Source organism: Pseudomonas sp. 02C 26 (genome assembly GCF_002843585.1).
Taxonomy (GTDB): domain Bacteria; phylum Pseudomonadota; class Gammaproteobacteria; order Pseudomonadales; family Pseudomonadaceae; genus Aquipseudomonas; species Aquipseudomonas shirazensis.
Genome location: NZ_CP025262.1, coordinates 3,427,093 through 3,438,999, shown reverse-complemented (window position 1 = coordinate 3,438,999; position 11,907 = coordinate 3,427,093). Strand labels below are relative to the sequence as shown.

At 61.0% G+C, this 11,907-nt stretch carries 11 protein-coding genes and 4 tRNA genes; 9 read left to right on the top strand and 6 right to left on the bottom strand.

What is annotated here, in order from left to right; translation table 11 throughout:
* Nucleotides 1–127: 127 nt before the first annotated feature.
* On the bottom strand, nucleotides 128–1,006 hold the full coding sequence (locus CXQ80_RS15720) for a LysR family transcriptional regulator (RefSeq protein ID WP_101321093.1): 879 nt from the start codon (nucleotides 1,004–1,006) through the stop codon (nucleotides 128–130).
* A gap of 107 nt (nucleotides 1,007–1,113) precedes the next feature.
* On the opposite strand from CXQ80_RS15720, the gene CXQ80_RS15715 reads away from it, so the two are divergent.
* Nucleotides 1,114–1,542, top strand: a complete 429-nt coding sequence (locus tag CXQ80_RS15715; RefSeq protein ID WP_101321091.1) for a PACE efflux transporter — start codon at nucleotides 1,114–1,116, stop codon at nucleotides 1,540–1,542.
* Here the strand turns inward: CXQ80_RS15715 and CXQ80_RS15710 are convergent.
* The 4 genes from CXQ80_RS15710 to CXQ80_RS15695 all read right to left on the bottom strand — a co-directional run bounded on the left by CXQ80_RS15710 (nucleotide 1,532) and on the right by CXQ80_RS15695 (nucleotide 5,392).
* Nucleotides 1,532–2,518, bottom strand: coding sequence for a hypothetical protein (locus CXQ80_RS15710; protein ID WP_256585583.1), 987 nt, complete (start codon nucleotides 2,516–2,518; stop codon nucleotides 1,532–1,534). The two genes, CXQ80_RS15715 and CXQ80_RS15710, sit on opposite strands and share 11 nt — an antisense overlap.
* A 74-nt stretch (nucleotides 2,519–2,592) precedes the next feature.
* Nucleotides 2,593–3,288: a GntR family transcriptional regulator gene (locus CXQ80_RS15705; protein WP_101321089.1), complete on the bottom strand. Its 696-nt coding sequence runs from the start codon at nucleotides 3,286–3,288 to the stop codon at nucleotides 2,593–2,595.
* 16 nt (nucleotides 3,289–3,304) lie between these two features.
* Nucleotides 3,305–4,012: a FadR/GntR family transcriptional regulator gene (locus CXQ80_RS15700; RefSeq protein WP_101323070.1), complete on the bottom strand. Its 708-nt coding sequence runs from the start codon at nucleotides 4,010–4,012 to the stop codon at nucleotides 3,305–3,307.
* Between the two features lie 69 nt (nucleotides 4,013–4,081).
* The gene (locus CXQ80_RS15695) at nucleotides 4,082–5,392 is read right to left on the bottom strand and encodes a C4-dicarboxylate transporter DctA (protein WP_101321087.1); all 1,311 of its coding nucleotides are present in this window, start codon (nucleotides 5,390–5,392) and stop codon (nucleotides 4,082–4,084) included.
* Between the two features lie 401 nt (nucleotides 5,393–5,793).
* Between CXQ80_RS15695 and CXQ80_RS15690 the strand changes: the two genes are divergently transcribed.
* Complete coding sequence (locus CXQ80_RS15690; RefSeq protein WP_101321085.1) at nucleotides 5,794–7,497, top strand: bifunctional diguanylate cyclase/phosphodiesterase; 1,704 nt, start codon at nucleotides 5,794–5,796, stop codon at nucleotides 7,495–7,497.
* A 78-nt stretch (nucleotides 7,498–7,575) separates the two neighbouring features.
* Here the strand turns inward: CXQ80_RS15690 and folD are convergent, their stop codons facing one another.
* Complete coding sequence (folD, locus tag CXQ80_RS15685) at nucleotides 7,576–8,430, bottom strand: bifunctional methylenetetrahydrofolate dehydrogenase/methenyltetrahydrofolate cyclohydrolase FolD (RefSeq protein WP_101321083.1); 855 nt, start codon at nucleotides 8,428–8,430, stop codon at nucleotides 7,576–7,578.
* Between the two features lie 269 nt (nucleotides 8,431–8,699).
* Here folD and CXQ80_RS15680 point away from each other — a divergent pair.
* The 7 genes from CXQ80_RS15680 to clpP all read left to right on the top strand — a co-directional run bounded on the left by CXQ80_RS15680 (nucleotide 8,700) and on the right by clpP (nucleotide 11,901).
* Nucleotides 8,700–8,776: transfer RNA gene (locus tag CXQ80_RS15680), tRNA-Arg, on the top strand.
* Nucleotides 8,777–8,826: 50 nt separating this feature from the next.
* A tRNA-His gene (locus CXQ80_RS15675) sits at nucleotides 8,827–8,902 on the top strand.
* Between the two features lie 57 nt (nucleotides 8,903–8,959).
* A tRNA-Leu gene (locus CXQ80_RS15670) sits at nucleotides 8,960–9,044 on the top strand.
* Nucleotides 9,045–9,077: 33 nt separating this feature from the next.
* Nucleotides 9,078–9,153: transfer RNA gene (locus tag CXQ80_RS15665), tRNA-His, on the top strand.
* Nucleotides 9,154–9,314: 161 nt separating this feature from the next.
* A complete protein-coding gene (locus CXQ80_RS15660; protein WP_101321081.1) occupies nucleotides 9,315–9,620 on the top strand; it encodes a DUF6388 family protein in 306 nt (101 codons plus the stop codon).
* A gap of 234 nt (nucleotides 9,621–9,854) precedes the next feature.
* Nucleotides 9,855–11,168, top strand: a complete 1,314-nt coding sequence (gene tig / locus CXQ80_RS15655) for a trigger factor (protein WP_101321079.1) — start codon at nucleotides 9,855–9,857, stop codon at nucleotides 11,166–11,168.
* Between the two features lie 91 nt (nucleotides 11,169–11,259).
* Nucleotides 11,260–11,901: an ATP-dependent Clp endopeptidase proteolytic subunit ClpP gene (gene clpP / locus CXQ80_RS15650; protein ID WP_101321077.1), complete on the top strand. Its 642-nt coding sequence runs from the start codon at nucleotides 11,260–11,262 to the stop codon at nucleotides 11,899–11,901.
* Nucleotides 11,902–11,907 lie beyond the last annotated feature (6 nt).

Genomic DNA, 11,907 nt, shown 5'->3' with positions numbered 1-11,907 from the left:
GATGACGGCTTACTTGATTTCTATCGGCTCAAGCCGGACAAAACTGATAGGCCAGTGCGGCTTTATTTAGTGCACGGCGACGGACGGTGAGCGTCGGCTGGTTTGCCCATGCTGCAGTGCCTTGCGGCTAACGCTCAGTCAGCAGCTCGACCAGCATTCGCGCGCCCTGCGCCAACGGCTGCTGTTTGCTCCAATAAGCATGCACGGGCAGCTCCAGGGCGTTCTGGGTATTGCCGAAATCCAGCTGCAGCAAGCGCCCGGCGGCGACCAGTGGGGTGACTCGAGAGGCCGGGAAGTCACCCCAGCCCAAGCCTGCTTCGACCATCTGCAGGGCCAGATCGAGGCTGTTGCTGCGCCAGTGTGCGGCGCCGATCAGCGTGCGTGGATCAGCCAGCGGCAGCTCGCTGCTGCAGACCAGAATCTGGCGCACATTGACCAGGTCTTCGAGGTAGCGGATGCGCTTGCCGTTCAGGGCCGGATGATGCGGTGCCAGGGTTGCCAGTAGCGACTCCTTGCCGATGTTGTGAAAGCTGCGACGCGAGTCGACCTTGAGCTCGGCAAACGCCAGGCACAGGCTCACCCGTGCACTGTCGAGCAAGTGCAGGGCCTCATCCTGCGGCGCGCTGATCAGCTCGACGTCGAGCAGTGGGTAGCGTGCGCTCAAGGTCGCAATGGCTTGCAGCAGGGGTTGGTGGTCGATGTCCGGCACCACCGCAATGGCCAGGCTGCTTTCCAGCCCTCTGGACAGCTCCAGCGCATGCACCTGCAAGCGGCCCAGCTGGTCGCCGATCAGCCGTGCATGAGGCTCGAGTGCCAGTGCTTGCGGGGTAGGGCGGGCCTCACGCGGGCCTCGCTGAAACAGCGGGTAGCCAAGCTCGGCTTCGAGATTGCCGATTGCCATGCTCACCGCCGATGGCACCCGGCGCAAGGCGCGGGCGGCGGCCGAGAACGAGCCGTGGTCGAGGACGGCGAGAAACAGCTGGATGGTGTCGCTGGAAAAATTCATGGTCGGTCAGGCTCCTGTCAGCAAAGCTGATAGCAGCTGACTTTTCCTGTCAAGTCCACTGAAGCATCCTGCGCGCCTTCGGTGAACGCAAGACGTGAGGTAACGCTGTGCAAGGTGTCAAACGCAAACTGGTCTACGTGACTTTCTATGAGCTGATCGGCCTGTGCATGTCGACACTCGGCCTGGCTTATCTGTCCGACACCCAGGCGTCACATACCGGGCCGCTGGCGGTGATGATCACCACCATCGCGATGCTCTGGAACCTGATCTACAACAGCCTGTTCGAGTACTGGGAGGCGCGCCAGAGCAAGCGCGGGCGCAGCGTGGCGCGGCGGCTAGCGCATGCCATCGGTTTTCAGCTGACCCTGGTGATATACCTGATCCCGCTGATTGCCTGGTGGCTGGACATGACCTTGCTCGAAGCACTGGTGGTGGATCTCGCGTTCATTATCTTGGTGCCGTGCTACACCTTTGCCTACAACTGGGCATTCGATCGCCTGTTCGGCCTGCCCACCTCGGCCATGGCTACTGCTTGAGCAGCAGGCCATCCTCGATCTGCCCCGACAGGTAATACACCCCGGACATCGCCCCACTCTGGCGGTTGTCCATCAGCTCGCGCCACTCCTGGTTGAAGGCAACGTTGAGGATCACCCGCAGTTGCTCGACCATCTGCGGTTGCTCCTGGTCGTGGCTGATCATCGCGATGCCGGTAGCGGCTACCGAGATCAACGCCCCGGCAGCCTTGCCCACCGCCGCCGCCACCGCACTGGCAATACCGCGTGGGGCGAGCGTGGCGCTGAGCTTTTCACTGGCGCGAGTGGCCACCGACGACAGGCCGAGCTGGGTCTGGCTGGCGAGTTTGGCTGCCTGTTGATTGAGGTGCTGGCGCAGCGCAAGCCAGGCTGGTTGCTGCGCCAGGGGTTTGGCTCTGAGCAATTGATAGAGGCTGGCATCCCGCGCAGCGGGTGGGCCCAGTGCGATTGCCTTGACCCGCGTGAGGCGTTGGCTGAGCTGGTCGGGCGGGGCGTTGTAGCGCTGGATGATGGCCGTCAGTTGCTGGGCAAACAGTTGCAGGTACAGCTCGCTGGCGCGGTCACGGATGGCTTCGGGGTTGATCTCCCGTGCCACCGGCTCGAGTACGCGCTGGTGATACTGCTCCTGCAGATACAACGCCAGGCGCTTCTCGGGTGGCTCGGCACCGTTGCCGCTGTTCATCCTGTACCAGGCGACTTTTAGGGTCAGCCACTGCTGCGTCCAGTAGCCGGTGAACCACGGGATGAAGTCGCTTTCGGTGCGTTTCTGCACCTCGTCCTTCCATACTCGCATCGAGCGCCGCGCATAGTCGTTGGCCGAGCCGGTGGCAGCCAGCGAGGCGTTGATCAGTTCGCGATCGACCTGCTGCCAGGCGCCGACACTCAGAGCGACCGGGGGCGGCGCCGTGAGCCGCTTGCCGGCACAACCGCCTACCGCCAGCACCAGGCAGAGCAAGAGCAAGCCACCACGCGCATTCATGCCGGCGCCTCCTTGTGAAGAGGCTGAGGGGATCAGCTGATTATAGGTAGGCAGCGGCCCCGCGGCAGTTTTTGCTAAAGGCTGTGGTCCTGGCCGAGATCGAGCTTGGCTTCGAGCCGGTCCAGATGCTCGTGCATCAAGGTCAGCGCCGCGCTGCTGTCGCCACTTTCGACGGCATCGATGATCGCGGCGTGTTCTTCCCAGGCGCAGTGGTCGCAGCAGGGTGACTCATAGCGGGCGATGATCAACGAAGTCATCGGCACCAGGCCATTGAGAAAGCGCGCCAAGGGTGCGTTGGCGGCCATCTGCGCAAGCTTCAGGTGGAACTCGCCGCCGAGGCGGATCGCCGTGCAGCGCTCGCCCTGTTCATGGTGCTGGCGCTCGCGCTCGACCAGTTGCCGTAGTTGCCGGATCTGATTGGGGCGGGCCCGTTGGGTCGCCAGGGTGATCAGGGTGGTTTCGGCCAGGCGGCGGGCGCTGAGCACTTGCCGCGCCTGTTGCGGGTCGGGTGCGGCCAGGTGCGCGGTATGGCTTGGACGCTGCACCACCACTTGCTGATCGGACAAGCGCCCAAGCACCCGCCGGATCACCGTGCGGCTGACGCCAAAGGCGTCGCCCAGGGCCTGTTCCGGCAGTGCACTGCCAGGTGGCAGGCGCTGTTCGAGGATGGCGTCGAACAAGCGTGGGTAGATCTGCTCGGCAGAGAGGCGGGTCTCGCCGGCGCCGAGCAGGGCAGGCAGGGGCTGGGCGGCGTGGGCGCAAGCGGTCATGGTCGCTCTCCTGGAGTCATGGGCCGGGGTGTTCGTCCGGGATATTCAGTTCGATACCCATGCGCAGGCCTTCCTGGAGGATGTGCCGACGCATCTGGGCACTGGCCTGGGCGCTGTTCTTGTCACGGATGGCACGCACCACGGCTTCGTTCTCACGCAGGCGCGCAGCCAGGTGCTCGGGCGAATTGCGCAGCATGTCGGCGCTTTGCTTGAGGGCATTGCCGGTCTGTTGCACCACGCTCTGGAAAATCGGGTTGGTGGTCAGGGCAAACAGCTCCTGATGGAAGGCGATGTAGGCGTTGACGCCGGCTTCGCTGTCGCTGGCGTCTAGCGCCTCGCGCATGTCCATCAGGGTCAGGCGCAGTTGGCCTATGTCCTGGCTGTTAGCCGACTGCGCGACCAGGCCGACGATAAACGGCTCAAGGGTGTAACGCAGTTCGAGCACGTCAGCCAGGCTGGCAGCGCCGACGGCGTCGCCGACCGGCTCCTGCGCTGCGGCGGCGTCAGCGTCCAGGACCAGCACCCCTTTGCCCGGCAGCGAGCGCACCAGGCCGAGGGTTTCGAGGACGGTTACCGCTTCGCGCAGGCTCGGCCGGCTGATGCCCATCTGTTCGGCCAGCTCGCGCTGGCCGGGCAGCATTTCACCGCTGCGCCACTGGCCGCGGGCCAGCGCCTGGCGCAGTTTTTCCACTACTGATGTGACCACGGTCGATGAACTGATCATGGGTCGTTTCCTGATAAAAGTTGCATAACGCTCCTGAAACAGGCCGGCATCGCTGCCGGCCTGTTTCAATCAGAACTCCTGTTGATGGGCGATGGGTTGTTTGCGCGGCTGGTGGGCAAAGCCCGGTTTGCCGCTGAGCACGTTGTTGGCGCGCTCCAGGTCGATGTCTTTTTCCCAGCGGGCGATGGCCACGGTGGCGACGCAGTTGCCGATCAGGTTGGTCAGGGCGCGACCGATACCCATGAACCAGTCCACTGCCAGCACCAGCACCAGGCCAACCACCGGGATCGCCGGCACTGCGGTCAGCGTGGCTGCGAGGATCACCAGTGCCGAGCCGGGGATGCCGTGGGCGCCTTTGGAGGTGACCAGCGATACCAGCAAGATGGTCATCAGGTCAGTCATGGCCAGCGGCGTGCCGGTGGCATTGGCGATGAACACGATGGCCAACGTCAGGTAGATCGAGAAACCGTCGAGGTTGAACGAGTAGCCGGTAGGGATCACCAGGCCAACCGTCGAGCTGCCGATACCGAGGTGCTCGAGCTTGCGCATGATCTGCGGCAGTACAGCGTCGGACGAAGCGGTGCCCATGACGATGGTCAGCTCTTCACGCAGGTACTTGATCAGTGGCAGCAGGCGCAGGCCCGACAGGCGCATCACGGTGCCGAGCACGACCAGCACGAAGCCGGCGCAGGTCAGGTAGAACAGCGCGACCAGACCGCCCAGGTGGTGCAGCGACTCCAGGCCATATTTGCTGGTAGTGAAAGCGATCGCGCCGAAAACGCCAATCGGTGCCAGGCGCACGATCATGCCCATGATGCGGAAGATCACGTGGCTGAGTTCGTTGATCAGGCGCGAAATGCCTGACGCGGCTTCACCAACCAGGTTCAGGGCACTGCCGAACAGCACCGAGAACAGCAGCACCTGCAGGATGTTGTTGTCGGCGAAGGCGCCGATGACCGAGGTCGGGATCAGGCCCATGAGGAAGGTGGCGGTGCTGTGCACCTGCTGGCCGCGGTCGGCGAGGCCATTGGCGTCGGCAACAGACAGTTGATCCAGATGGATGTTGGCGCCGCTACCGATGCCGGTACTGAAGGCGAATACCAGGCCGATGACCAGGGCAATAGTTGTCAGTACCTCGAAGTAGATCACCGACTTGAGGCCGATGCGCCCGACCTTTTTCAGGTCGCCGGCACCGGAAATGCCACTGACCACCACGCAGAACACGATCAGGCCGATGAGCATCTTGATCAGCTTGATAAAGCCGTCGCCGAGGGGTTTCAACTGGAGGGAGACCTCAGGGAAGCTGAGGCCGCAAACGATACCAAGGACCAGCCCTAGCACCACCTGAAGGAAAATCGAACGCGAGCACCACTTAAGCATGGGAGGAGTCTCAGATCGGTGTCCTTGCTTCGATGGAGCAGCGGGCCAAAGAGCGCAGGACTTAATTATTGTGGTCTTACCGGTTTGTTCAGTGCCCGATCATAAAACCGCGAAATTTCCTACATTGCAAGTGAATTTGGCCTGACCGGTCTGACCAGTTGCGAGCTATTGCATCTGGCCGCTCTGGCGCGGGAAATTACCTGTGCAAGCGCTCGAGCCAGAGCAATTTGCTGTGCAGGGTGCGGCAGATGCCGCTTGAACCCAAACGGCGCTAGCCAGTGCGCTGATGCTTTGGCCTCATTTCCATTCTCGGCATGGACACGTAGAATCCGCCGCTTTTGCTTGAGCGGCCGCCTGATCTGTATGGATGAAGCGGTTCAAGCGCTGGGCCAGGATGGCATATGGACGATAACTACCGCGCGGCCGTGGACGCGGCCGCGATTTTTTCCGAAGCCGACCTGAGCGGGCGTATCACCTACGTCAACCAGCAGTTTTGCAGCATCTCCGGCTACAGCCGGGAGGAACTGCTCGGCGCCAATCACCGGATCCTCAATTCAGGCCTGCACGAGCCTGAGTTCTTCCTCGATATGTGGCGTGCGCTGGTGGCCGGGCAGGTCTGGAAAGGCGAGATCTGCAACCGTGCCAAGGACGGTTCGTTGTACTGGGTCGACAGCACCATGGTGCCGTTGATTGATCCGGCGTCGGGCAAGGTTCGCAAGTACGTTTCGATCCGCTTCGACGTGACCGAAAAGCGCCAACTGCTGCACACCCTGCAGTGGCGGGTCGGACACGATGTGTTGACCGGGCTGCCCAATCGCGCCTACCTGTCCGATCTGCTCAATCAGGCCCTGGCTTTTTCTCGCAGAGAGAACATTCCGTTGGCCGTGTGCATGCTTGATCTGGATCGGTTCAAGGCGGTCAACGACGGCTACGGGCATGCCGCGGGTGACCGGTTGCTGGTGGAAGTGGCGAGCCGTCTGCAAAAGATCTTGCGCGCAGGGGACTCGGTGGCGCGGCTGTCAGGGGATGAGTTTGTGCTGATCCTGCGCCATGTAAAGGACAGTGACCAGCTGCATGCAGGCCTGCAGCGCATCCTCGATGCCCTGGCGGCGCCTTATCCGTTACGCGAGCAGACCGTGATCGTCAGTGCGAGCATCGGCGTTACCCTGTTTCCGCAGGATGACGAGGATGCCGACACCCTGGTGCGCCATGCCGATCAGGCCATGTATGTCGCCAAGCAGCGCGGGCGCAACCGTTACCACCTGTTCGACGTGACGCAGGAGCTTGAACTCAAGGCTACTCACCAGACCGTGGCGCGGGTTCGCCAGGCCCTGCATGACGGTGAGCTGTGCCTGCATTACCAGCCCAAGGTGAATATGCGCAGCGGGGAAGTGCTGGGCTTTGAAGGGCTGCTGCGCTGGCAGCACCCGCTCAACGGAATGGTGATGCCTGGAGATTTTCTGCCATTGGTCGAGCAGACCGACCTGATCGTCGAACTGGGCGAATGGGTGATCGAGCAGGCCTTGAGGCAATTGCAAAGCTGGCACACGCAAGGTCATCAATGGTCGGTCAGCGTCAACATCGCTGCGCGTCATTTGCAGCGCGCTGATTTTGCCGAGCGTCTGGAGCAATTGCTGGCGCGCCATGCCTCGGTCGATCCGGCGCTGCTGGACCTGGAGATCGTCGAGTCGGTCGCCATCGAGAATATCCAGCACGTCAGCCAATGCCTGGCGGCTTGTCAGGGCCTTGGGGTGCGTTTCTCGCTGGACGACTTCGGTACCGGCTATTCCTCGCTCAGCTACCTGAAGCGATTGCAGGCGCAGACGATCAAGATCGACAAGTCGTTCGTGCGGGACATTTTGCATGATCAGGATGACCTGGCTCTGACCCGGGCGGTGATCGGCCTGGCTCGGGCCTTTGGCCGCGAGGTCATCGCCGAGGGTCTTGAGACTCACGAGCACGGCCTGGTATTGATGGCGCTGGGCTGTGATCTGGCTCAGGGGTATGCGATTGCGCGGCCCATGCCGGCGGCGGATGTGCTGGTGTGGGCGCACGGCTACGTGCAGCCAGAGCAGTGGCCTGGTGGAGTGCTCAAACGTATCTGACGAACTGGGCTCAAAAAAAACGGCACATGAGTGCCGTTTTTTACGCTGTAGCAGCCTTGGCCACCGTTGGCGTTGACCTTATTTATGCAGCTCTTGCGCCGCATACAAGGTGTTTTCCAGCAGGCAGGCGCGAGTCATCGGCCCAACGCCGCCTGGTACCGGCGTAATCCAGCCGGCACGGGGCAGGGCGGTCTCGTAGACCACATCGCCGACCAGCTTGCCGTCTTCCTGGCGGTTGATGCCGACGTCGATGACGATCGCGCCCGGCTTGATCCACTCACCCTTGACCAGGCCCGGCTTGCCCGCCGCAACCACGACCAGATCGGCGCGGCCGACGTGTTCGGCCAGATCCTTGGTGAAGCGGTGAGTGACGGTCACGGTGCAGCCAGCCAGCAGCAGCTCCATGGCCATCGGCCGGCCAACGATATTCGAGGCGCCGACGACCACAGCGTCCATCCCGTACAGGTCCTGGCCGGTGCTTTCCAGCAGGGCCATGATGCCTTTCGGGGTGCATGGGCGCAGCAGCGGGATGCGCTGGGCGAGGCGGCCGACGTTATACGGATGGAAACCGTCGACGTCCTTGTCCGGGCGAATCCGCTCGAGCAGCAGCGAGGCGTCGAGGTGCGCTGGCAACGGCAGCTGCAGGAGGATGCCGTCGACTGCGGCGTCCTCATTGAGCTGGTCGATCAGGTCGGTCAGCGCTTGCTGGGAGGTTTCGCTGGGCAGGTCGAACGCCTGGGAGATAAAGCCGACCTCTTCGCAGTCCTTGCGCTTGTGCGATACATAGACTTGGGAGGCGGGATCGGTGCCGACCAGGATCACTGCCAGGCCTGGCGTGCGCAGGCCTTGCTGGCGGCGCTCCACGACCTGTTGAGCGATCTGCTGGCGCAGGTTGGCGGCGATCGCCTTGCCATCGATAAGGTGTGCAGTCATAGACGCGTGATTAACCATCGAGAAAGAAACAGATAGAATGGCGCATTCTCGCACGACACGGCCCGAGGGCAAAGGCGGGTGGTCGGGCAAATCCTCTAACTCCTTCAATAATTTCGATTTTTTAGAGAAAGGTGTTGACGCTTTTACAGCTCGTCTATAACATTCGGCGCACTTGTCGGGCACAGCCTATCACTGGTTGGCGAAGTCGGGCAGAATGGGTGGTTCGCAGCGTTGCTGCCAGCCCCTGTGAGGTTAGGCAGATTGCTTATGTGCCCGTAGCTCAGCTGGATAGAGCATCCGCCTTCTAAGCGGATGGTCGCAGGTTCGAGTCCTGCCGGGTGCGCCATTAGGCAGCTTAGGCACGCAAGTGATGCAGTAACGTAATGCCGCTATATGGTGGGCGTAGCTCAGTTGGTAGAGCGCCGGATTGTGATTCCGGTTGTCGTGGGTTCGATTCCCATCGTCCACCCCATATTTTTCGAAGGCGCCTTGATTGAACGATCTGGCGCCTTTGATTTAAGTGTTGCATGCGGATGTGGTGGAATTGGTAGACACACTGGATTTAGGTTCCAGCGGCGCAAGCTGTAAGAGTTCGAGTCTCTTCATCCGCACCATGCTTCAAGGTTTCAACGCAGTACCGCACTATGGTGGGCGTAGCTCAGTTGGTAGAGCGCCGGATTGTGATTCCGGTTGTCGTGGGTTCGATTCCCATCGTCCACCCCATATTTATATTAAAGGCGCCTCGATCGAATGATCAGGCGCCTTTTTTGTTTCCCACAGTTTGGCTCTGCCAGGTGCGCACTGTGTGCTGGTGAAATCCAGATAAAAGCTGATAGATTTCAGCTGGTTGAATTGCGGTTACGTGCCGCCAGAGGAAATACCCGATGATAGCCAAAGAAGCTCGCCAGGCGCTGGCACTGCAACGCTTTGCCGAGGCCAATCCGCAGATGCTTGAAGAGATCCGCGAATTGAGCTCGCGCGAGCAGGCTCAGCAGATCCAGTGGGCCTTTGATGATGCAGCGCAGGAGCAGGGCATCGAGCCCTGGGAACTGACCCTGCAACTGGTCGCTCAGAGCCCTGAAGAACTGCACGCCATGCGTCTTGAGGTGCACCGTGAGGTGGCCGAGGCGTTGGGCATGGAGTGGGATGAGTATTGCGCGTTCAACGAGATCGATCCCGAGCACGGCTGATTGCCGCCGTGTTTGTTTGACAAGGTTTTTCAGTCAGGGGCTGCGGCTGCCTGCGTGCAGCCCTTTATAGATGAGGCCTGGCGCATTTTGCGCAGGGTTTTCCATGAAATCGATCGGCGAGGTTTCCCGTCGTCTTGAGTGGGGTGACTTCTGGTGCGTGAGTCACTAGAATGTTTGCCCTTGATTCTGGAGTCGGGCTTTCGCCGGCTAACGTCTGTGCAACGAGGAATATCCATGCAAGTTTCGGTTGAAAACACTTCCGCTCTCGAGCGCCGCATGACCATCGCCGTCCCGGCCGAGCGCGTCGAGACCGAAGTCAACAAGCGTCTGCAGCAGACTGCCCGTCGCGCCAAGGTTGCGGGCTTCCGCCCTGGCAAGGTGCCAATGAGCGTGATCCGCCAGCGTTACGAAGAGGCTGCCCGTCAGGAAGCCTTCGGTGACCTGGTTCAGTCGTCCTTCTACGAAGCTGTGGTTGAGCAGAAGCTGAACCCGGCTGGCGCCCCGGCCGTTGAGCCAAAGTCCTTCGAAAAAGGCAAGGACCTGGAATTCGTTGCTATCTTCGAAGTGTTCCCAGAGTTCTCCGTTGCCGGCTTCGACTCGATCAACGTCGAGCGTCTGAGCGCCGAAGTGGCTGATGCTGACCTGGACAACATGCTGGAAGTCCTGCGCAAGCAGAACACCCGCTTTGAAACTGTCGAGCGCGCTGCGCAGATCGACGACCAGGTCAACATCGACTTCGTCGGCAAGGTTGACGGTGAAGAGTTCGCCGGTGGCTCGGCCAAGGGCACCCAGCTGGTACTGGGCTCCGGCCGCATGATCCCAGGCTTCGAAGATGGCCTGGTAGGCGCCAAGGCTGGCGAAGAGCGCGTTGTCAACGTGACCTTCCCAGAGGACTACCAGAACCTCGACCTGGCTGGCAAAGCTGCTGAGTTCACCATCACTGTGAACAGCGTTTCGGCTCCCCAGCTGCCTGAGCTGAACGAAGAGTTCTTCGCCCAGTTCGGCATCAAGGAAACCACTCTGGAAGGCTTCCGCACCGAAGTTCGCAAGAACATGGAGCGTGAACTGCGCCAGGCGATCAAGACCAAGGTAAAAAACCAGGTCATGGACGGTCTGCTGGCCGCCAACCCGATCGAAGTGCCAAAAGCGCTGCTGGAAAACGAAGTCAACCGTCTGCGCGTACAGGCTGTTCAGCAGTTCGGTGGCAACATCAAGCCTGAGCAACTGCCGGCCGAGCTGTTCGAAGAACAAGCCAAGCGCCGCGTCGTGCTGGGTCTGATCGTGGCTGAAGTGGTCAAGCAGTTCGACCTCAAGCCTGACGAAGGCAAGGTTCGCGAGATGATCGAAGAAATGGCTTCCGCTTACCAGGAGCCAGAGCAGGTCATCAGCTGGTACTACAAAAACGACCAGCAGCTGAACGAAGTGCGTTCGGTTGTGCTGGAAGAGCAAGTTGTAGATACTGTCCTGCAGAAAGCGACTGTGACCGACAAATCGGTCTCGTACGAAGAAGCAGTAAAACCAGCACAGGCTCCTGCCGAAGCTGAGTAATCTGCAACTCTCGTAGGAAACCACCACAAGCCAGCCTTCGCGCTGGCTTGTGCGTATTCAAGCCATGACTATTTGGGAGTGAGTGCAGGACATGTCCCGCAATTCTTATATTCAGCAGAGCTCTGACATCCAGGCCGCAGGCGGTCTGGTCCCGATGGTTGTCGAGCAGTCCGCCCGCGGCGAACGCGCCTATGACATCTACTCGCGCCTCTTGAAGGAGCGGGTGATCTTCCTGGTAGGTCCTGTAGAAGACTACATGGCCAACCTGGTAGTGGCACAGATGTTGTTCCTCGAAGCGGAAAACCCGGACAAGGATATCCATCTCTACATCAACTCACCGGGCGGTTCGGTGACTGCGGGCATGTCGATCTACGACACCATGCAGTTCATCAAGCCGGATGTCTCCACCATCTGCATCGGCCAAGCCTGCAGCATGGGTGCCTTCCTGTTGACCGCGGGTGCCAAGGGCAAGCGTCACTGCCTGCCGAACTCGCGCGTCATGATCCACCAGCCGCTTGGCGGCTTCCAGGGTCAGGCCACCGACATCCAGATCCACGCCCAGGAAATCCTCAGCATCAAGGCCCGTCTCAACGAGCTGCTGGCCTACCACACTGGCCAGGATCTGGAGACGATCCAGCGTGATACTGAGCGTGACAACTTCATGAGCGCGCAGCGCGCGGCCGAGTACGGCCTGGTCGACTCGGTATACGACAAGCGGCAACTGGCGTCCTGATCCTCA